Genomic DNA, 22781 nt, shown 5'->3' with positions numbered 1-22781 from the left:
ATATTAATTAAAGTAACAGTATATGATAAATATCCTTTTTCAAAGAAATAGCTTATTATAATAGATATTATAAACAAAACATAAAAAAGAACATCTATAAATAATAGATTTCTAAAAAAATTTAATGGTTGGTTCATTAGTAGCTTACTCGAATTATATATTCATATTCAAACAATTAATTTAAGCAAATTATTTGTTTTTTTTCAATAGAGTGATGAGATTTATGAATTTATCAAAATAAAAGCCAGTAATTATTAAGTTACTGGCTTTTTATAAAAAAGGGGAAGTAATAGATTACTTTTTCACAAGTTTCTTACTAATTTTTAATTCAGGTATTTGTAACACATAAACTCCTGATGATAAATTAGACAGGTTTTTTATCGCTGTTTTCTCGCCTGACAAAACTATTTGATTATTATAAACTACAGAACCTAATATATCAACTATTTGAATCGTTGTGGTTTTTGTAGTTTGTAAATCAACGTCTATGTATAATACATCATCAAAAGGAATTGGGTAAGCTTTCAAGGTGTTTATACGCGTGTTGAATTCTACTACGCTTAATAACTGTCCTTGATTTCCTGGTGATCCTACTGCAGATTCTCCCATATCATTACCTGCCGTTGCTGCTGGCATATATGGCGCTTCATCTACAACACTAAAACCTCCTTTTTCAACATCATATGATTGTCCTGGATATAAAGCGGTATCTGGATATGCTTCTGCATCTACAATAGTTCCTACTGTTAAAGGATCTCCTATCCAAAGCGTTACCATATCGCCTCCGCCTGATAAACCAGCACCGGCATAAGTTCCTATTTGTACGTCTGTAAGATTATAAACACCACCCCAAACAGCTATAAAATTAGCGGTGTCTGCTGCATCAATAGCTACAACAGATTCTCCTGGTGCTATAGAGCTAATACCACTTATTAGTACAGCCGATGCAGGATCTTGAGACTCATCGTCAAAGTATAAACCTCCTGATGCTGGTGTCCATGCTATCGGGCCGTTATTGGTTATCTCAAACCAGTCTGCTGTTAGGTTATCTCCATCACCATTTCCTGGCCATATTTCTGTAATATTCAGTGTCGGACCAACTAATGTATTATAGGCATTTGGCGTGTTTATTGCTTCGCCTTCTTCTGGGGTTCCTGTAAATCCAAATCCTGAAAGTCCTTCACCATCATAGTCATTTCTTACCCAGTCAGAAGTGCTATCTGTATCTAATCCGTTAGGAATACGTGATGCACCTCCTACTTGAAAGGTGCTGCCATCAAAATCAGGAGTTAAATCTAATGCATAAACAAGATCGTTTTCATCACCATCTGAACTTGCTATACCATCTACTATATTGATCCAATATGGCATATCAATAACACCATCATCATTCGTATCTATATCATCTCCTACAATGCCTGTGTAACCTTCTACTAGTAGTAATGTCATAGTACCATTTTCTATAACGTTAGATTGAAATGGTGTAGTCCAAAATCCGTTTTCATCGGTTGTTCCTAAAGTAAATACGCCATCATCAATCAAGCCCGGAGAACTGCTGTCTCCTTCTATTTCTACTAGGGTATATGCCGAATAGTCTGTGTATGGATCACCATATATTTCTATAAATTCTGCGGTATCTGTTCCTGAATGGTCAACAACAAATTCATTAATTACCGGAGTTTTTATAAGCGGTTCTGTAACAGCGCCTAATGTAACTAGGTCACTTCTAAACTTTTTCCACGTTGCACGCTGGTCTTTATTTTCTGTTCCGTCATTATAAATCACTGTTGCTCCTAAATCTACAAGAAGCTTTACGGTATCTGTGTCGCCATCTGCTCCCATAAAAGTCGAGTTTGGTAACGCTACTAATCCTTCAAATGAACCATGCGTGTTTAGTGCTGTTAAATCTGCTGCTCGAAGCTCTGGGGCATCTGCGGCTTCTCCAGTCCATGTATAAAGTTTAAAATCCGTTTGTGTTCCAAATGGACCGCCTATTAATATACATCCATTATCATTACATTCCATACTACGTAAGCTACGTCCTTTTAAATCAATAAGTATAGGTGTATCAAAATTTGCTGATCCTGATGCCATTCCCGGTAAGCTTGTAAAGTTTGTTACGGGTATGACTACTGCTTTATTTTGAGATGTAGTACTGCGCAATCCTAAATATGCTGTTGTTGAACTATTTGGAGCTAGTGCTAATGCTTCTATTTCTATAGCGGTGCTTAATCCAAAATAGTTGGCACCTAAACCGTGTACGTTGTTTGTGTCCCATGCAATTAAGTCGGCATATAAACTTGTATATTTATCATTGTAGGTTAGGGTAGAAGCGGCTCCTGAACCTGATATTTGTGTTGAAAATATCACTGACCTATCGGTTTCTGATGTTGATCCTATCCAATAAATTGTATTTCCTACTCTAAATGAACCTTCTAAATCGGCTTCTTCTGTACTACCTAAAGCGCCATTAAAATCTAGTTCTTTAATTGGTAATCCTGAATGTTCGCCGTTATATAAACGTAATGTTTGATCTTCATCATCTCCAATCCAAATATAGTTGTCTTCTATAGCGATTCCGGTTGAACCGTCTGAAGCTCCTGTATGAAACCAACTACTACTTGGTGTTACTGATGCATCGGATGCTGCATAGCTTATAGTATAACTTGCTGTATTCATATCGGCATCTTCTACAACTACTGAAATGGTTGTAAAGCCTGTTGCAATAGGTGTTATTGTTAATGTTCTATCACCATTAGTTCCTGTCAAAACAAGGTTGGCATTAGGTACTATTGCTTCGTCACTACTTGTTGCGGTTACTACTAAATCTGCTAACGGTGTTTCGGCATCTGATACTTGAAAAGGAATCCCTATGGTACTTGCTGGATCTGTTGGGTCATTCACAACTCCACTTACATAACCGGCATTATCTTCTGGCAAGTTTAGGTAAGATGTCAAATTAGCAACATCAACTGTAATAAGTAATGTTGAAGGCGCTAAAGGGCCTTGGTTTCCTGGCGATCCTACTGCCGATTCATTCATATCGTTTACAGCAGTTGCTACAGGCTGAAATGGCATTGAACCAATAACGCTAAATGCAGCATTGGTTACATCATAAGATTGTCCTGGGTTAGCATCGGTATCTGGATAGGCTTCTACATCTACAATACTACTAGCATCGGTTGGTGCGCCTATACTCATAAATAGTGTTACAGCATCGCCACCGCCGCCTAATCCAGCGCCACTATATGTACCTATTTGTACTTGAGTTAAGTCGTAATAACTTCCCCAAACGGCAACAAACTCGGCAGTATCATTGTCATCTATAGCTATCACAGCTTCTCCGGGTTGTATACTGGTTATACCGCTTATCAATGCAGCATCTAACGGGTCTTGAGATTCATCATCAAAATATAAATCTCCCATAGATGGCGTCCATACACCAGGACCTAAATTTGTTATTTCAAACCAATCGGCAGTTAAATTATCGCCTTCGCCATTACCTGGCCAAATCTCTGTGATTTGTAAATTAGGTATTGCTGGTCCTTGATTCCCTGGCGATCCTACTGCCGATTCATTCATATCGTTTACAGCAGTTGCTACAGGCTGAAATGGCATTGAACCAATAACACTAAATGCGGCATTGGTTACATCATAAGATTGCCCAGGGTTAGCATCGGTATCTGGATAGGCTTCTGCATCTATAATGCTACTAGCATCGGTTGGTGCGCCTAGGCTCATAAATAGTGTTACAGCATCGCCACCGCCGCCTAATCCAGCGCCACTATATGTACCTATTTGTACATGAGTTAAGTCGTAATAACTTCCCCAAACGGCAACAAACTCGGCAGTATCATTGTCATCTATAGCTATCACAGCTTCTCCGGGTTGTATACTGGTTATACCGCTTATCAATGCAGCATCTAATGGGTCTTGAGATTCATCATCAAAATATAAATCTCCCATAGCGGGTGTCCAAGCTACGCTGCCTGTGTTGGTTATTTCAAACCAATCGGCAGTTAAATTATCGCCTTCGCCATTGCCTGGCCAGATTTCGGTAATCTGTAGCGATACTTGAGAGTAGCTTATTAGGTAGGTTAAAAATAGGGCACTTAAAAGTGTAATTTTTTTCTTCATAATGTTTAGTTAAGATTAAAACGTGAAAGTAATCTTACAGTATTAATCTACTAGAAACATAATATTATGACTGGGTTAATTTAATGGCGTTATCGTTAAAATAAAGTTTCTTGTGTGTTATGAAAGTTAAGTGCGCATAAAAAAAGCTTGATTATCGCAATCAAGCTTTGGTACGTTGTTTCTTTATATAATAGGGTAGTTGTGCTACTTAAATCGTGTTAGTACAAACTACTTAAAGTCCTTAATAATCGTGTCTTGCTATTCAGTAATTGATATTCTGCATCTATACGTTTTAGCTGACTTTCTATAAGCTTAACTTCTCGGTAGTTTACCAAAAACAGAGAGCCTTCTCCTATGTCAAACTTTCTGTCTTCGCCCTGTACAAGCTTTTTTGAGTCTTCTACTAGGTCTAGTAATATGGTGTGTTGATTGGTGTAAGAGGTTATTTCTTGTATGTTTGATTGTATTTTATTTTTCAACGAAACCTCTGTGGCTACTAAATCTAAAGTGACATCTTGTAGCTTTATTTTTGCCAATTTCAAATCCCCACGTTCTTTTCTTAAAAACAACGGAAAGTTAACCTGCAAGCCACTTTTATAGTTGGCTGTGTTTAACGAACTCAAAGGATCAAAATCTGTTGTTAAAAAATTATATTGCAAATCTATTGTTGGCAGTAAATTGTTTGTTTTCAATTTCTTATCAATAGTCAGTATATCTCTTTTTACTTGTAATGCTCTTATTTTAGGGTGATTCGTTATATCTATCGCTTCTTCATTTAAAATCGAACTATTTAAAACCTGATCTACAACATATATGGTATTCAAATCTGGTACAACAGCGTCTTCAAGCTCTAACGGAATATTGTTTTCTATCCATAAATAATTTGATAGCGCTAGTTTAGATTTTATATAACCTATTTTAGCTTTTTCTAAATCTACCAATCTGTTTTTCAAATTGATACCTGCCTCAAGCGTATCTATAGCGGGTTTGTCGCCTGCAAAGTAACTTTTCTTTACAATCTCTAGTCGGGTTTCAGCATTTTCGGTAAACGCTTCATAGGTTTTTAGAGACTGATAGTTTTTTAACCAATTAAAGTAAGAGGATAACGCATTGTAAATAATGTCATTTACAACCAACTGTTGCTCGGCTTGGGCTTGTTGTGTAAACAGTTTTGCTTGTTTTAATGTTGCCATGCGTTCGTTCATAAACAACCCTTTGGCTAATGATACCGATACGCCTGCGCTATACAAACCATCGTCAGGAGTGTTTAGTTCAGGGTTTAAGTACTTGCCATCATTGTTTTCATAGGTGGCTTTTAGCTCAACGCCATACCATGTTGGTATCTTAAAAACCGTATTTAGCTTGTTGTAGTATTTACTATCATCAAACTTTTTTCTGTTATAATCAACAGCTATTTTCGGGTCAAATGCACCACGAGACTTCAATAGTTTTGCTTCGCCTTCGCTTGTTATTAAGTGCGTTTGCTTGACTATAGGGTGGTATTTTTTTACATACCCCAAATATTCTTCTAGAGATATGGTATGGGTTATATCTTGTGAAAACCCACTTATAAAGAATAATAGTAATATATAGCTAAATGCTTGTTTCATAAAATGATGCCTGTGTGCGGTTGTTACTTTTTTGTTGGTGCTACTTTTGGTTGATAAAAGTTAGGAGGGAAGCTGTTTATTTGCCTCCATATCTCAAACCATATAGGAACATTATCTAGCAAAGCAATCGTTTTTGCGCCTGATCCTACACGTATGGCTTCTGGCCATTTCGCCGCTTCTTCATTGGGTGATAGCAACACACGATACTTACCGTTAGGACTTATAAAGTTTTCTATCGCTACTATTTTTGCTGCATAGGTTCCGTATGATACATTGGGCCATCCGCTAAATACTATAGCTGGCCAACCGTCAAACTGTACACGCACATCTTCTCCTACATGTATCAAAGGTAAATCTATAGGTTTTACATACATCTCTACGGCCAACTCATAATTAGAGGGCATGATGCTCACCAATTGCTCGCCTTCTTTAAAGGTTTCTCCTATTCCAGACTTTATAGCTTTATTTATAAAACCATCTTGGGGCGCTGTTACATACAGTAAGCTGCTACGTTTGGTATAGTTAGCCAAATCGGTTTCTAGTTTTGATACTTGTACTTCGGTATCATATGCGCTAGATTGTGTGGCATATAAATCACTTTGTGCTTTTGATATCTTATCGGCATACGTAGCTTGTAGGGTAGATATGGCCAACTCACTATTTATAACCTCGTTTTTGGCTACCAAAAACTTGTTTTCTGCTGATACAAGCTTCGCGCTTGCTTCTTGCAATTTATTCCTTGAGTCTTCTACATCTTTTACTGCTTTCAAGCCTTCGGCTTGTAAATCTACCGTTCTGTTGTATTGGGTGTTGGCTATATCTGCCTTTATTTTTAGGGCCTCAAGGTCTATACTATCGGTTTTTACTTTTAGGTGCGCCTGTTTTAGCTTGTTTTTTGCTTGTTCTAGCTTTAGCCTACGCTCATTATACAACGCACTTATTTGGTTGTTCAAGGCTTGTATCTTATTCTTATAGGCACTTACTGATGATGATTTTGCATCTAGCTGTACATTGGTTCGTTGGGCTAGCTCTACATCAAAGTAATCACTCTTTACTTCCGAAATACGTAAAATGGTATCTCCTGCCTTCACAAAATCACCTTCTTGTACAAACCACTGCTCAATACGTCCTGGTATTTGAGACTGTAAGGTTTGTGGTCGCTGGTTAGGTTTTAGCGTGGTTACACTACCAGAGCTTGTTATGTTTTGTGTCCATGGTAAAAATAATATGATGAGCATAATTACCGAAAACACCAATAAAAAACTTTTAAATCGCTTATGGTATGCTTTATTAAAAATTTCTTTACCTGATTTAAACTTACTTAAATCTATATATTCTGAAACACTATTTTTTGATATGTTTAGCATAAACGTTGTTTTAGTGTACGATTTCTCCTTTATTTAATACAATGTGTTTGTTGCATTTCAAGTCCCAATAGTCATTATTACTTACTACAACCATACTCCATGCATGACGTTCATCTATTAAGAAATCTATAATTTGCTTTGCCTCATTTTTCTTAAACTGATCCAATGGGTCTTCTAGTATCAACACCTTGGGCTTCTTAACTATAGCACGAGCCAATACTATTTTCTTGGCTATGGTATAAGCCATTTGCTTTCCTTCGGGTTTTAATATCGTATTTAAACCTTTGGGTTGTTGCTGCAAAAACTCCGTAAGTCCTATGTGCTTAAATACTTCATATATCGCGTCATCACTTATGTCCTTATTGCCAAAGGTCACGTTCTCGCGTATGGTACCTTCAAAAGGGGTTTCGGTTGATAACGATAATCCCAACTGCGCTCTATATTTGTTTATATGCAAACTCTCAATTGATAAATCGTTTACATAAATATAGCCCGAGGTTGGCAGTATAACACCGGTTATTAGGTGTAGTAAACTTGACTTCCCTGCGCCACTTTCTCCTTTTACTAGTATCTTGTCCTGTGATTCTATCGCCAAGTTTATAGCTTTTAGTATCGGGGTGTTGCGCTCTTTTACTTCGTAGTTTACGTCCTTTAGCACTATACGCAGTGAACTTCCACTATGCACAACTTCCCCCGTTTGTGACTCTATTGGCTTATCTATGACTTGACCTAATTTTTCTATACTGGTTAGTACATCATAAAACGAGCCTAATCCTAAAATAAGCTTTTCTACCGAGTTTATTACCAAGATAATAATAATCTCTGCGGCTACAAACTGCCCAATATTCATACGCTGATCTAGTACCAAAACACCTCCTATAAGCAATAAACCTGCCGTTACAAGCACCTTAAAGCCTATCATTTGTATAAACTGTATTACCAGAATTCTAAAATGGCTTTCACGAGATTTTAAATAATCATCTACCAAATCATCACTCTTTTGCATGGCTAGACTGGTATTTCCTGATAGCTTAAAGCTTGTTACGGCTCTAGATACCTCCTGTAGCCAGTGCGCAACCTTGTACTTATACTTAGACTCTTCTAGACTGGTTTCCAAACCTTTTCGTGCGGTATACTTAAAAACAATATACACCAGCAAAATAAGTAGCATACCAAACACTATAAAAAACGGATGGTAAAATGATAGCAATATCAGCGCAAATACAATTTGTAATAGGGCAGAAGGCACATCTATCAATATCTTAGATAATTCCTTTTGTATCGTAATCGTATCAAAAAACCTATTGGCTAGCTCTGGCAAATAATAGTTCCTTAAATCCTTCATCTTTATTTTAGGAAATCTATAGCTTAACTCTAGAGAGGCTCTTGTAAATATTCGCTGCTGTATCGTTTCTATAATACGCAACTGCATCAACTTCAATAGCCCTGAAAACGCCACTCCTACGGTTACCAAAATAATCAGAACAACCCAAGATGCTGATACTTGTGCGCCCTGCAACAAATTGATAATAATCTGTATACCCAAAGGTAACGACAAAGCTACAAGGCCTTCAAAAATGGCATAATACGCTATTTGAAAAATATCCTTCTTCTCTAGCTCTAGCAAACCTAAAAAACGTTGCCATGGGGTTAAAGAGTTATTTGCCATCTTGTAAGGTTTTTATAATAATATCTGTAAAAAAATGTGAGAGTGTGTGCGTCTTGTCAAAGTTTGTTATCGTTTTAAAATGTGCCTTTACAAACTGTTGGTGCAATGCGCCTTGTACTACGGTACTTGCCAAACTTAACGAATATTCATAACTAGGGCAATAAGCTGTTATCATACCAGACAGTCGTTTTATAACACGCTTATAAGGCATAAAAACACCTTCTTTATTCGCCGCATCTACATCCTTCGTAAGGTAAGATTTCGAATTTTCGTTTATTATAATATTCGTCAATAATACCTTATTTATATGGCTGTATATAGCAACCTCTTTCGTTTCTCGCGTTAGAACATCAATCGCCTTCTTTAGCTTGTCCTCATCATTAGTAAGGCTATGAGTCTCTATCACCATTTGGTACTCTATCCAGCCCCAATACCACGAAGTTAGGTAAATAAGAAGCTTGTGCTTACTTTCAAAATAGCGGTATATTGAACTCTCGTTTGAGTGTATTAGGGCGCCTAACTTTTTAAAATTAAAGTTCTCAAATCCTATCTCATTTATAAGAATAATACTGTGAGTCAATATTTTTTTTCCCAATGCTGACGATTCTGGGTGCTTTAAATAGCAACCTGCAGGGACATCTATTTTTATATTTAAAAGTAAATTTTCCATAATCAAATATATTCCACGCAAAAATAATAGTAATACTATTAGCACGAACCTCTGCATACTGATATTAACCAAAGTTTAACATTGGTAACTCCTACATAATCCTGCAATCCAAAAACTACCCAACATTAGGTATGGCATCACACCATAAAACCACCTAATTTTTACCTGTCTAATTATCGCACCAAAAACCAACCACAATGAAAAAGTTTATACCCTACGCAATCGCATTCCTTTACATAAGCACGTTTGCACAAAACAACAATGATGCAGTGTATTACCTCACACGCACCATGAGTCTTAAGCAATACAATCTCAATGCAAATCCACCAGCTCCTAGCAGTACAACCATAATAGCACAAAAAGGGTGGCGCTTTGTTGTAGACCAACCAGACAATACAGGCTATGTCATTAAGTTCCTCAAATGGGAAAACAACAACAACCCAAACAACCAAACCATCTATGCAACCGTAAACACAGTAGCAATGCTTGATAGCAAAGGCAATACACAACAAGTCGCACAAGAAACCATAAACTTGTACCACATCACAAAACAAGACTTTGAAAACTTCACAAAAAAGTACGTTCAAAACAACCCAAAATATAGCTTCGTAACAGGAGCCATCACCGTACCTATCAAAATCAGGCCAGCAGGCAGTAAAAAAGATAGCAATGGCAACAAACTACGTCCGTCAGATTTTACAGGCGATATCAACATAGGCCTATCCATAGGGCTACGCATCCGTCTAGACAAATCAGGAAAAGGCTTTCTCATTCCCTCGGCAGGTCTCAACCTAAGCGCCGTAAGCATAGACGAAAACACCGTCCGCAATGGCGTCATTACCACAAAAACAAACGCATCATCACTAACACCCTTTATGGGCATAATAGGCGAGTATGACAAATTTCAAATAGCACTCATTACAGGTTGGGATCGCCTTGCCGGTAAAGTAGGCGAAAACTGGATTTACCAAGGCAAACCCTGGTTTGGCGTTGGGCTTGGCTACAACATCTTCAACACATCAAACAATAAACCAGAGAATAATGAAGCGGATTAAGTGTTTTGAAAGTTTATGGAACACTTTTAATGTGACGAAGAAGGAGGGAAGTGTGATGTGTGAGATGGTTTATAAATGTTAAGAACTTTATTTTATTTTGTAGTTTTCACTCACAATACTTCCTACAATGTTTTGTAAATTTAAACTCCCCCATAGTTAATTTTCTACCATTAAAATTCTTGAAATTAATTAAAAATATGTTAGACGATATCTATATTGAACTTGAAAATGATTATCATCTTGAAACTAATATTTTAAAAAAAATTCAAAGTTTCCCAAATGCTGATGATTGCAGTAAAATAAAAGCGGAAATCCTTGGTTTTCAATTCATGGAAAACAATCTGAATAATAGTGATTGGGGAACTTACTTTGGCCCATATGCTAGTTTTCCTAAAGAAAACGGAATATTGTTTGAAATACCATCAATTAAAGATGTTAATAAAGATGTAATTGATTATTGGGAAGAAAGAATAAGCCAAGTAGTTAATCCAGTCTTAAAAGCTCGATATGCAGGATTAGTATGGGATTTTACTTCTAAAATTATATTTAGAAAGCCTTCTCATCACATTGCATTAATATATATTGAATCACTAATAAGAATTGTAGAGGATAGGTTACAAAATGGAATAGACCTAGTACGAAAAATTAAAAGAGCAATTTCAGTTGCTATTTCTATAAATAATAAAGAGTTAATAAATAAATGTAAAGAAGCAATACTTGTACTTGAAGATGAGATTGGTGAAAATGATAAACCTGGACTTTGGGGGTTTTCTTTTGACATATTAATAAGTAATCCTAAAATTCAATTATCTGAACTTGAAAAATCAACAATTCTACAAAAACTAGAACAACGTTTAGTTGATGTAACTTCAGAAAGTGAGCTAAACACTTGGGCTTCGGAATGTGTTATAAAAAGACTTGCCCAATATTATAGAAAAAAGAATAAACTTAATGATGCTCATAGAGTTTTGCGTATACATGGAGACGTTATAAAAAACAAAAAAGAATATGCATTAATTCTTCAGTATCAAGGTGCTCTTAAAAATTTACAAAAGTTGTATTCCGAATATGGAATGAAAAATGAATCTGATGAATTATTAATTGAAATTAAAAATATTGGTGCTAAAATATTGGATGAGATGCAATTGACAACTTCAGAAATTCAAATAACTAAAGAAGAAATAGATAAAATAGTTATTCCAATAACTACAGGAACAAAAAATGAAGTTTTTCATAGATTGATTCATTTTTTCACTCCACAAATAGACCATGTGACACAGTGTTTAAAAGAGTCTGCTAAAGAGCATATATTAAGTAACTTTTTTGGTAAAAGTATCATAGACGAAACTGGAAGAGAGATTGCAAACATTGGCACACTTGAAGAAGATTTAATAGGAAACATACTCCATTATATTTCTGAAGATTTTCAATATTATTCCATTTATTCAAATAAGATATTTTATCGATTAATAAACGAACTTAACTATACTGTTGATGATTTTATAAATTTCATAAAAGATTCTGTAATTCTATCTGAAAGTAGAATTAATGTCATTCGTAAAGGTGTTCAAGCATACTTTGATGATGACTTTATCATTTGTGAACATCTACTGATTCCACAAATTGAAACTTCAATAAGAAACTTAATAGAACAGAATAATGGAGTTGTTTTAGAACCATCTTCTATGGATGCATTCCAGCTAAAAACTTTTAATAAACTATTACTTGATGATATTGTAAAATATACTTTAGGAAAAGATATCCAAATATATTTTAGAGCTATGTATACAGATCCTAGAGGCTGGAATTTAAGAAATAAAATATGTCATGGATTAAGTGATCCTGATGCATCAAGTAGAAGTACAAGTGAGCGAGTATTACACACTTTATTGATTATTGGTACATTAAGAAGAATAAAAAATAAATAAAATTTAAAATATATTGATTGGAATAATTTTAAAATATTCGAATTATTATAATAAGCCAATCCCAGAGAACCCACTCGGTTTATTGGCGCATCTCCCGAAAAATGAGATTATATTAACCATTGCAAAAATAAACACGCTTTTGCAACCACAAGGTTATCGTAATATTAATACTACCAAAGAAATACAAATAGAGTGTCTTAAAGCCATCATATTACATGATGAAAAAAATGCTCCGTTAAATTATGTTAGAATATTTCAGAAGTATGCAGAACGTCTAATTAATTTACCAGAGGAATATATTCTTTTTACAAGGGGTACATGTCTTTATGCATTGAATGAAATTCTACAATCAGATAGTTTTTTAAAAGTTGATAAAAGACAATATCTTCAAGTAGAAAGGTTTGGTATACTTGATTACTTACTCATCTGTAATGAAAGAATTTTAAAATTTTCAAATGAAGCACCAGATGAAAAAGTTATTAATCAACAAGAATTTAATTTCTTTGAATTTTTTGCATTTAATCAAATTCCATTTAATCAATATTCTATTCCAATAAATACTTTAACCAAACTTTATAAATCGATAGTTTTTTTTAAATGCTTAATGAAAGATAATTCTATAAAAAGTCATTTAATGAATTATTTTAAAATAAAGTATGGTCTTGATGATATAGAAAAATTTTTTAGAGTCTTTATTTATTCATTTTTAAAAATGTATGATGAAAATTTGAAAATTTATCATTTAAAAATAGATAATAAACAAAAAGCTGTTATCAAAATAATTAAAGGTTTCAGTGCTAATACCCCTTTAAATATTGTAAACCATAATGATGTTAAAACGTTAGATTTTTTATCTGTTAAAAAGAACCCTATATTTTCATGGGAACCTTTAAATTCAGATAAATTCACTGGTTTTGCAGTTTTAGATATGGCTTTTTTATTAGAAAAAATAGATACATTTTTTATCAACGATTTTTGGTTTGATTATTTAAAGACTCATTCAGGATTAAATCGAAAAGATTGGGGAGATTTTATTGGTTCAAAATTTTTTGAACCACTTGTGGTAGATATTATCTCCAATACTTTTAAAAACAAACAAAACTATACAGTTAAAATGTTGGATGAGTTAAAAATCACTCTCCCTTCTAAATCAGAAATAGAAATAGCAGATGTATATATTCGTCAGAAACAAAAAATTGCTTGTATTGAGGTGAAAAGCAATTTTATCAATATGGCTGATGGATATAAAAGTGTTACGAGTGTTGAAGAATTTAAAGCATTAGATTTGGAAAAGTTTTATAAAAGCTTTGGATTAACTCAAATGGTAGATACAATAAAGAACTTCCATACTTATAAGCATCATATTAATGATGAGGGATTGAATTTAAATCGTAAAGTACATTTATATCCTATAATACTTGTAAATGAACCTATATTATCTAGTGGTCTTTTTAATTTACCATTGCGACAACAATTTGAAAGAATGTTAATTAAAGAAGATATTAATCTAAAATCTATAAATCATATTATTTGGCCACTTGTTATAATTAATATAGAAGAATTTCAAGAGTTAGAGCAATCCATAAATGATGATGATGTAGATTTTTTCAAGATTCTTGATTCATTATATAGCAAAACATCTATACAAGGTAAGATTGGTAAAAATAAATATAAAAGTTTACTAACTATTCATAGCTTAATTAATGAAAAAATTATACCCGATAAGTTATTTCCATTAAGACTTAAAGATTATAAATGGGCATTTGAAAAAGAATAAATCATAATTATTTTAGTACTTAAAACTGTTTTATATTATACAAAACAGAACATCATTTTTACCTTTACCCCATAAAACTTTAAACCCAAAAAACCCACTCCAATAATACAGAGTGGGTTTTCATGACCGAGTCTTATCAACTTAAACATAAGTTGAAAAAAAAAGCCTAACCAGAAACAGCAACCTTCATCGTATTCCCTTGAGCAAACTCATAAAACTCACCATTTATCTCCTGGTAAAACAAAATACCAACACCAGCAAATAGGGCAGTAGTAGCAGGTACACTTGCAATAGCGCTCATATCAACCTCCAAGCGTATATCAGAACCCACCATACCACCTAGCGGTATCGCATCACTATAACCCTGACCGCCCGTACCATTTACAAGCTCATTTTCAGGATCAAACGCTCCAGTGTTTTTATTAAAAAGATAATTACTCACATAGCTCGTAGCAAGTACCAATTTAAAATGCGTAGCATTCTCCGGCGCATTCACAAAAGCATCCGTGTCAAAATCTGTAACTGTCCAAGTCACAACACGACGAGATTCGTCAATCTCTGGCATCGGGTAAGGCGCATAAAAAATGCTCTTCAATGGCAGCTTTTTATTAAACTCAAAACCACGCAACATCGCATGGTGCAAAACAATATCAATATCACGCTCACCACGCTTTCCAACACCAACACTGTTTATCAGTTTCATAACACCGCTCAATCGCGCACTTATATAAGCATCGCCCATAAGCTTTACCATACTTGCAAAACCATCCCTAAAAGCCTTTCCAGCTTTACTCGCGCCTGCAAATTCTATCATGTTTTCTCGCGTACGCTTAAACGACGGATCCTTCATGATTCTATTCTTACTTATCTTACTTTGTGTCTTAACAAAGCTTTCTCCGTTTTGTCTATAAAACGTCAAACCATCTAAAGTTCCATCCAGTTTTATAAATGAATTATTCTTTGCCATAATATTAAAATTTATAACTCAATGATATAGGCAATAAATCATACCACCAAGTTTGGTTAATAATAAGGTATAGATTTGGGATCTATAACCACTCTAAAAAAATAGCTATTAAAAAGTATTTAAGGAGAAATTCTAAATATCGATATTAACAAACAGCCATATCAAGCCTCGCGAATCGCTCAAAATATCTGTTCGTCATCCCAAACATATAAAATATTTTTTAACTCACAAACAACTGAAAATGAATATTTTATAAAAACAATGGCGTTTTTTAGCCTTTTTTTGAATAATCTTCAATAAAAACACAAAAAATCAAAAAAATTATCCTAACTACCTGAATACCAATTGTTAAATTCATAAAAATCACATCATAAACAATTGTACATCCTGATAATCAGCAAATAACACCATAATTAGCTAGGGTTTCCTTCGGGTTTCCTTCGGGTTTACTTCGGGTTTACTTCGGGTTTACTTCGGGTTAAGTCGGGTGAGTTCGGGTCAATTACACATAGCGGCACTCAAAATCCCCAAAATATTTAAGCAAACACAATCACACAACACATTAGTTTATCCTTAACATAAGCATATAGTAATCCATGAGAATCGCGTATTTATAAAATCCTGAAGCCTTATCCAGAATATGCAAAATTTGACTCACAATAACATAGCACATAACATAAATCATAATACACTGTTTATATGCATAGAATAACACAATAACTTACACAATGCCAAAATACCATAACAATACACGAATCTGAATACTAAATAAATTGTACTATAATTAATATTATGTAAAATAGAATATTTTAAAACTAAAAAAGGTAGGCTCACAATACATGCTTACCTACCTTATAGTATAGTCTGTTTAAATAGCCTTGGCTATAAAACAAATTACTTAATAACGTTTCCGTATATGTCTAGCTCTACCACAGGCTTACCTAGTTTCTTTACGTCCTCAAACTGTGTAGCTTTATCACCAACAACCACATATATCATATCAGATTCATTTAAATACGTATTAATAATCGTTTTATAATCATCTAAAGTCATAGCAACAAGTTCCTGCTGATCTGTTTCAATAAAATTATGCGGCTTGTTGTATTTACTTATTTGCTGTAAGATGCTCAATTTAGCACCCAAACTTTCATAAGCACGTGTATTACTCTTAAGCAGCTTGTTTTTAGTAAGTGTTACATCTTCATCTGTAAAGTTTGCCGCATAACCTTGCAACATACCTTCTATAATCTCTAACGATTTTAGCGTAGCATTAGCTCTTACGCTAGTTCTTACCGTATATGGCGCAACTTCCAAACTATTAGACACACTAGAATATGCCCCATAAGTATACCCTTTTTCTATACGTAATGTTTGAAACAACCTACCACTAGATCCACCACCAATAATCTCATTTGCAAAGTCTAAATTATTAGCATCTGGATTTGTAGCACTTAACGCCAATTTACCTATATACAACACCGATTGTTTAGCATCAGGAACATCTATAAAATACAAAGTATTAGCTACTGGTGTTTCTGGTAAGCTTTGCTCTGGCAGTGTTACAGCCGCTCCTTGCCAATCGTTTAAGGTCGCTAATGCCGCTGCTGCCGTACTTTCCGATATATCTCCCACAATATGACACGATGCATTTTGAGGCGTTAGATACTTATAGTAAGCCTTTAAATCAGCCATAGTAATAGCTTCTGCCGTTTGTAATGTTCCTGCACTAGGTATTGAAAAGATATGGTTATCACCATAAAGTAATTTATAATAGGCCATACTTGCAATACTATTAGGGTTTGCCTCTCGCCCTTTTAAACTTGTTTGTAAAGACTGTTTAAGGCGGTTAAACTCTTTCTCGTCCCAGCGTGGCTGTAATAGAATCTCTTTTACAAGCGCTATAGTCTCATTAAACTTCTTAGATAAGCAGGCTCCCGTAATGTGAATATCCTCTCCAGCACTATACATATTTATAGTAGCACCAAGTAAACCGATAGCTTCCTCTAGTTCTGCTGGTGTTTTTGTAGCCGTACCTTCTAGCATTAAATCGGTTAAAAGAGTTGCTACACCAGACTTCTCTTTTGTATCTAAAAGATGGCCACCAGGAATAGTTATATCAAACTGTACCAATGGCACTTCATTATTCTCAATGCCGTAGATATCTAAACCATTTTCTAAAGCACTTGTCCATATTTCAGGCGACTTAAATAACGGAAGTTCTCCAAAAGGAGGCTCACTTCTATCATGCTTGCTAGGCGTTTTTTCATACTCGGCCTCTTCACCTTGGCTTACTTCTTCATTAGCTACGTTTTGTTTAACATCTTCAATCCAAACAGTCGCCTCTTGCGCATCAGTAACAGCTAAATCTAGTTGTCCTTTAGGAACCACGCTAGTCATTACAAATGGTTTCCCTTTTATATATTGATTGTATACACGCATCACATCACTAGCAGTCACCGCTTTAGTAAGTTTGGCCGTTTTTGTGATGTAACTAGGATCGCCAGCAAACTCATTATCTTGAACTAATTGAAAGGCTTTATTTAAAACCGTGCTCACGCCCTGATAAAGTCCCGTTTCTAACTCGGCTTTGATACGTTTTAAATCACGATCGCTAACACCATCATTTTCAAAACGCTTAAGTCCTGCGTCTATGGCATGCTTTACAGAATCTAGATCAACGCCAGCGTTTGCTCTTACTCTAAATATAAATTCGCCAGCAAGTTCACTACTACTTTGATAAGCACTTACATTTGGCGCTAGTTTTTGTTCGTCTACTAACACATTATATAATGGTGCTTTTTTGCTACCACTTAAAAGTTGCCCTAGTATTTGTAACGCATACGTGTCTTTATGATACTCCTCAACCGTAGGAATCACCATACGAAGCTCTGGAAGTTTTGCAAAGTTATCTTCAAAGTAAAGCGATTTAGATTGCGCTAGAGTAACCGGCATAGGATTAAGAGGCTCTACCTCTGGCCCACTTGTAATTTCGCCAAACCATTTTTTGACTAGTTCTTTTGTTTCTTCAATATTAATATCTCCCGCAATAACTAATGAGGCATTTGCAGCACCATAGTATTTGGTATAAAACTCTTTTACATCGTCAATGGTAGCAGCTTGTAAGTCTGGTAAAGCACCAATAACTGTCCAGCTATATGGATGCCCTTCTGGATAGAGGTTTTTTCTTATTATCTCGTCAGTATAACCATAAGGAGCATTATCTACACGTTGACGCTTTTCATTTTTCACTACTTGTTTTTCACGCTCTAAAGCAGCCTCTGTAACTGTATTTATCATATAGCCAAAGCGATCAGAATCAATCCAAAGTATTTTTTCAAAGGCATCTTTAGGAACCACCTCGTAGTATACCGTACCATCGCTCCAGGTACCACCGTTACGACTTCCGCCCCACTCTGGTATCATTTTTCTGTTGGCTCCAACAGGAACATTTTCAGAATCATTAAAGCTCATGTGCTCAAAAAAATGAGCAAACCCAGTTTTGCCTGGCTTTTCTCTGTTAGACCCCACATGCATCATAGTGGCTACAGCCACAATAGGATCACTATGATCTTCATGAAGAATGACTTCAAGACCATTATTGAGTGTAAACTTTTCATATGAAATTGCGAATTCAGAATCTACGTCTTCTGCAGTAGAACGCTCTTGTTTATCAACACATGAAGCAAGACATAGTGCCAAAACAGGTAAACATTTTAATAGTTTCATTGTTTTTTGATTGGTTAATAGCCATAAATATACGTAATCGCCAATAATGAAATTTTAATGTTTCGTTAAAGTTTTGTGGTATTTTTTTAATGTTTTTTTTACATTTAACAATCTAACTATTACATCTATGAAAAAAACTACACTAACTATTGTTCTTACAATCTTTTCATTACTCCCAACATTTTCTCAACACTCGGTAGCTAGAGATTGGAATGAGGCTTTATTAAACGCCATACGCGTAGATTTTGCTAGGCCAACAGTACATGCTAGAAACTTGTTTCACGCATCAGTAGTAATGTATGATTCTTGGGCTTTGTTTGATGGTCAAGCAGAAACGGTATTTTTAGGAAAAGATTTTGGTTCATACCATTGTAATTTTACTGGTATACAAAGTCCGACAGACCTGGCATCAGCAAGACATGAAATGATAAGTTATGCAATGTTTAGATTATTAAACCACAGATTTGCTAACTCACCTGGTGCAGGACAATCACTACAAGCTTTTAATGATTTGTTTAGTTCGTATGGTTATGATGAATCGTTTACATCAACAGACTACAGCTCTGGCTCTTATGCAGCACTTGGTAACTATTTAGCCAATCAGATGATAGCATTTGGTTTACAAGATGGCTCAAATGAAGCCAATGGATATAGTAATCAACACTATTCACCAGTGAACACCCCTTTAATCTTAGATGTTTATTCAGATACTAATGATATAGATCCCAATAGATGGCAACCACTAGCTTTTGACGTTTATATAGATCAAAGTGGTAATATGTACCCATTGAATACACCTGGTTTTTTAAGCCCTGAATGGGGAGAAGTTACACCATTTAGTTTTACAGATGCAGATTTGCAAGTACTCAATGCTAATAGTGGTTTTGATTGCTATATATATCATGACCCTACAGCACCACCTTACATACAAAACTCAAATGAAAATGGTTTTGAAGACCCTTATAAATGGACATTTGCACTGGTAGCATCATGGTCATCACATTTAGACCCTAATGATCCAACTACTATAGATATCTCTCCTAATGGTATTGGGAATATTGATTTAGAAGACTTCCCTATCACACATGAAGATTATGCTACATTTTATGACTTTATGGAAGGTGGAGATACAGGAACTGGATATGATACAAATCCAGCAACAGGATTACCTTATGAACCACAAATTGTAAAGCGCGCAGATTATGCTCGTGTATTAGCAGAATTTTGGGCAGATGGTCCAGATTCTGAAACACCACCAGGACATTGGTTTACAATTATGAATTATGTAAGTGATCACCCTATGTTAGAAAAGCGTTTTAAAGGCGAAGGTCCTATTTTAAGTGATTTAGAATGGGATGTGAAATGCTATTTAGCTTTAGGTGGTGCCATGCATGATTCAGCTGTAGCTACTTGGGGTGTAAAAGGATATTATGATTACATAAGACCAATTTCTGCTATAAGATACATGGCTGGAAAAGGACAAAGTAGTGATATGTCATTGCCAAGTTATGACCCTCATGGATTACCATTAATACCAAATAGAATAGCATTGATAGAAGCTGGAGACCCGCTTGCTGGCACCAATAATGAAAACGTTGGTAAAATTAAGATTTATGCTTGGAAAGGACCAGATTATATAAGTGACCCAAATACAGATGTGGCTGGTGTTGATTGGATATTAGGTTCGCATTGGTGGCCTTATCAGCGCCCAACATTTGTAACACCACCTTTTGCAGGTTATGTTTCTGGACACTCTACATTTTCTAGAGCAGCAGCTGAAGTATTAACCTTATTAACAGGAGATCCGTTTTTTCCTGGAGGTATGGGAACTTTTGAAGCACCACAAAATGAGTTTTTAGTTTTTGAGGAAGGTCCATCAGAAACATTCTCTTTAGAATGGGCTACATACAGAGATGCATCAGATCAATGCAGTTTATCTAGAATTTGGGGTGGTATTCACCCTCCTATTGATGATATTCGTGGTAGAATTATAGGAAAAGATGTAGGAATTCAAGCCTTTAATTATGCTGAAACGTTTTATGATGGTTTATTAAGTACCGAAGATGTCGCTTATGAAGATTCTGTTACTTTATATCCTATACCTTTTAATAATGAATTGCATGTGAAACACGATTTTGATACGGCTTTTACAGTTGAGTTATATGGTATTGACGGCAAGCAAGTTTATCAAGAATACATCACTAAAACAACACATAAAACAGCAACGATGCAGCTACCCGCATTATCAACCGGTGTTTATTTCGCTAAACTATATAGTGCTAATAACGCTGGTGTAATTGTTAAGAAAATAGTTAAACAGTAAACGCCTTTACTTAATTATAAGTTTAGAGCTATGTGAAAAACCATTAGATATAATTTTTGTAAGGTAAATTCCAGCATTTATTTGTGAAATATCTATTTGGTTTTTCCCTGCGTGTAGTGTTTGTTTTTTAATACGCTGACCACTTATTGTAAATAACTCTAGACTAGACTCATTATTTGTATTTAAGGTTACGTAAAGAAATTCTGATGCAGGATTAGGATATACACTTAAAGTATCTAATTGTGAAACACTATCAGTACTTAATAGCTGACATTCATTTTCACTATTAACAAAGCTAGTATGTGCATCTATATCCCAAGTGTTTAAGTAGCTTTGAGAAGCATCATTTACCATTAAACACGTTAAGCTTGGGTTTTGAGTTGTGTTGAACTCTCTTATGCCATTTGCATTATTATTACGAATGTCTACCTCTTGAAGGTTGTTGTTTTCGGCATTAAAGTACCTTAAATCTGTATTACTAGAAAGATCTATATGCTCTAAATTATTATTAGTGATATAAAAAAGAAAAAGATCTTCTAAATTAGATACATCAATAGCAGTCAAATTGTTATTACTAGCTAATACTCTTTTAAGTTGCGTGTTAGCGTTTAAATTTAAACTACTAATGCTATTATTACTACAATCTAAATATTCTAGCTCTGGATTGTTTGCAATATTTAATTCTGATATTCCTGTTGAAGCACAAGAGATGGTTTTTAAGTTTGAGTTATTGGTTACGTTAAGTACGCTTAAATTATTCTGACCACAAATCAATGATGATAATGAAGCGTTGTTGGAAACCGTTAATGTGTTTAAATTGTTTGAGTAGCACCATAAAACTTCAAGTTCAGAATTTTGTGATACATCTATGGTGCTTATGTTGTTTATACTACATGTAAGACTTTTAAGCTCACTGTTATGACTAACATCAATACTTGATAAGTAGTTTGAGCTAACATGTAGCTCATGTAAATCTAAATTACTTGATACATCAATAGTTGTTAATGCATTATTATCAACATCAATATATTCTAAATCGCGATTTTGGCTTAAATTAATGTTAGTAAGATTGTTATAATCTGCATTAAGGTTTTTTAAATCTACAAAAGCTTCAATACCCGTTAAGTCACTAATGTCTTTATTGTATAAGTTTAAAGACAAAACGTTTTCGGCATCACAATTCAAAATATCTCCTGTCATACCATTGGTATCAATATTCATATAAACAAGTGCTTGCTCAAAGTTAGAGTCAGGAATTGCTGTAGATTGGGAGAAAGCATGCGTGTATAGCATACAAAACACGAATAATGCTAGTACATTTTGAACTTTAATAACCTGCTGGGACAGAACAAATTTCATTGTATAATATAGATTAATAACAAATTCGTAGATAAATGTATAGTATATCTAACCACAGAAAGATTATATTCGATAGTACGTGTTTTTTTTCGTTAACTTACTTAAAAACAACCCAAAAACGGGCTATTTCCTACAATGATATCGTCTAAAAAAGTTGTTAAATCTAGAATGTTTTTATGAAATGAGCAGTACC

Annotated in this window: 12 protein-coding genes; 4 read left to right on the top strand and 8 right to left on the bottom strand. The window is 34.7% G+C overall.

Annotation, left to right across the window (positions count from 1 at the left end):
• Positions 1 to 294 precede the first annotated feature (294 nt).
• From ABD690_RS10960 to ABD690_RS10940, 5 genes are all read right to left on the bottom strand, one after another.
• A complete protein-coding gene (locus ABD690_RS10960) occupies positions 295 to 4137 on the bottom strand; it encodes a T9SS type A sorting domain-containing protein (RefSeq protein WP_344730501.1) in 3843 nt (1280 codons plus the stop codon).
• 218 nt (positions 4138 to 4355) lie between these two features.
• Positions 4356 to 5747, bottom strand: coding sequence for a TolC family protein (locus ABD690_RS10955; RefSeq protein ID WP_344730499.1), 1392 nt, complete (start codon positions 5745 to 5747; stop codon positions 4356 to 4358).
• 23 nt (positions 5748 to 5770) lie between these two features.
• Complete coding sequence (locus tag ABD690_RS10950) at positions 5771 to 7114, bottom strand: HlyD family secretion protein (protein ID WP_344730496.1); 1344 nt, start codon at positions 7112 to 7114, stop codon at positions 5771 to 5773.
• Between the two features lie 10 nt (positions 7115 to 7124).
• On the bottom strand, positions 7125 to 8783 hold the full coding sequence (locus ABD690_RS10945; protein ID WP_344730494.1) for a peptidase domain-containing ABC transporter: 1659 nt from the start codon (positions 8781 to 8783) through the stop codon (positions 7125 to 7127).
• On the bottom strand, positions 8773 to 9453 hold the full coding sequence (locus ABD690_RS10940) for a TetR/AcrR family transcriptional regulator (protein WP_344730492.1): 681 nt from the start codon (positions 9451 to 9453) through the stop codon (positions 8773 to 8775). The genes ABD690_RS10945 and ABD690_RS10940 overlap by 11 nt, the downstream gene beginning before the upstream one ends.
• A 197-nt stretch (positions 9454 to 9650) precedes the next feature.
• Here ABD690_RS10940 and ABD690_RS10935 point away from each other — a divergent pair, with 197 nt between their 5' ends.
• The 3 genes from ABD690_RS10935 (at position 9651) to ABD690_RS10925 (ending at position 14213) form a co-directional block, all read left to right on the top strand.
• On the top strand, positions 9651 to 10508 hold the full coding sequence (locus tag ABD690_RS10935) for a hypothetical protein (protein WP_344730490.1): 858 nt from the start codon (positions 9651 to 9653) through the stop codon (positions 10506 to 10508).
• Between the two features lie 197 nt (positions 10509 to 10705).
• Positions 10706 to 12436 carry a DUF4209 domain-containing protein gene (locus ABD690_RS10930; RefSeq protein ID WP_344730488.1) on the top strand — a complete coding sequence of 577 codons (1731 nt, stop codon included), beginning with the start codon at positions 10706 to 10708 and terminating at the stop codon, positions 12434 to 12436.
• A 13-nt stretch (positions 12437 to 12449) separates the two neighbouring features.
• Positions 12450 to 14213, top strand: a complete 1764-nt coding sequence (locus ABD690_RS10925) for a hypothetical protein (RefSeq protein ID WP_344730486.1) — start codon at positions 12450 to 12452, stop codon at positions 14211 to 14213.
• Between the two features lie 166 nt (positions 14214 to 14379).
• Here the strand turns inward: ABD690_RS10925 and ABD690_RS10920 are convergent, their stop codons facing one another.
• Both ABD690_RS10920 and ABD690_RS10915 read right to left on the bottom strand, forming a co-directional pair.
• A complete protein-coding gene (locus ABD690_RS10920) occupies positions 14380 to 15180 on the bottom strand; it encodes a hypothetical protein (protein WP_344730484.1) in 801 nt (266 codons plus the stop codon).
• Positions 15181 to 16074: 894 nt separating this feature from the next.
• On the bottom strand, positions 16075 to 18906 hold the full coding sequence (locus tag ABD690_RS10915; protein WP_344730482.1) for a M16 family metallopeptidase: 2832 nt from the start codon (positions 18904 to 18906) through the stop codon (positions 16075 to 16077).
• A gap of 127 nt (positions 18907 to 19033) precedes the next feature.
• Here ABD690_RS10915 and ABD690_RS10910 point away from each other — a divergent pair, with 127 nt between their 5' ends.
• The gene (locus tag ABD690_RS10910) at positions 19034 to 21229 is read left to right on the top strand and encodes a T9SS type A sorting domain-containing protein (protein ID WP_344730480.1); all 2196 of its coding nucleotides are present in this window, start codon (positions 19034 to 19036) and stop codon (positions 21227 to 21229) included.
• A gap of 6 nt (positions 21230 to 21235) precedes the next feature.
• Here the strand turns inward: ABD690_RS10910 and ABD690_RS10905 are convergent, their stop codons facing one another.
• The gene (locus ABD690_RS10905) at positions 21236 to 22588 is read right to left on the bottom strand and encodes a leucine-rich repeat domain-containing protein (RefSeq protein WP_344730478.1); all 1353 of its coding nucleotides are present in this window, start codon (positions 22586 to 22588) and stop codon (positions 21236 to 21238) included.
• Positions 22589 to 22781 lie beyond the last annotated feature (193 nt).

Origin of the sequence: Corallibacter vietnamensis (assembly GCF_039537875.1) — a bacterium.
Taxonomy (GTDB): Bacteria; Bacteroidota; Bacteroidia; order Flavobacteriales; family Flavobacteriaceae; genus Corallibacter; species Corallibacter vietnamensis.
Note: the sequence above shows the minus strand (reverse complement) of the source record. Positions and strands in the feature narration are given on the sequence as shown.

Coding starts and splice junctions, on each gene's coding strand:
- ABD690_RS10960 (WP_344730501.1), bottom strand. CDS start 4,137: ATGAAGAAAAAAATTACACTTTTAAGTGCCCTATTTTTAACCTACCTA.
- ABD690_RS10955 (WP_344730499.1), bottom strand. CDS start 5,747: ATGAAACAAGCATTTAGCTATATATTACTATTATTCTTTATAAGTGGG.
- ABD690_RS10950 (WP_344730496.1), bottom strand. CDS start 7,114: ATGCTAAACATATCAAAAAATAGTGTTTCAGAATATATAGATTTAAGT.
- ABD690_RS10945 (WP_344730494.1), bottom strand. CDS start 8,783: ATGGCAAATAACTCTTTAACCCCATGGCAACGTTTTTTAGGTTTGCTA.
- ABD690_RS10940 (WP_344730492.1), bottom strand. CDS start 9,453: ATGGAAAATTTACTTTTAAATATAAAAATAGATGTCCCTGCAGGTTGC.
- ABD690_RS10935 (WP_344730490.1), top strand. CDS start 9,651: ATGAAAAAGTTTATACCCTACGCAATCGCATTCCTTTACATAAGCACG.
- ABD690_RS10930 (WP_344730488.1), top strand. CDS start 10,706: ATGTTAGACGATATCTATATTGAACTTGAAAATGATTATCATCTTGAA.
- ABD690_RS10920 (WP_344730484.1), bottom strand. CDS start 15,180: ATGGCAAAGAATAATTCATTTATAAAACTGGATGGAACTTTAGATGGT.
- ABD690_RS10915 (WP_344730482.1), bottom strand. CDS start 18,906: ATGAAACTATTAAAATGTTTACCTGTTTTGGCACTATGTCTTGCTTCA.
- ABD690_RS10910 (WP_344730480.1), top strand. CDS start 19,034: ATGAAAAAAACTACACTAACTATTGTTCTTACAATCTTTTCATTACTC.
- ABD690_RS10905 (WP_344730478.1), bottom strand. CDS start 22,588: ATGAAATTTGTTCTGTCCCAGCAGGTTATTAAAGTTCAAAATGTACTA.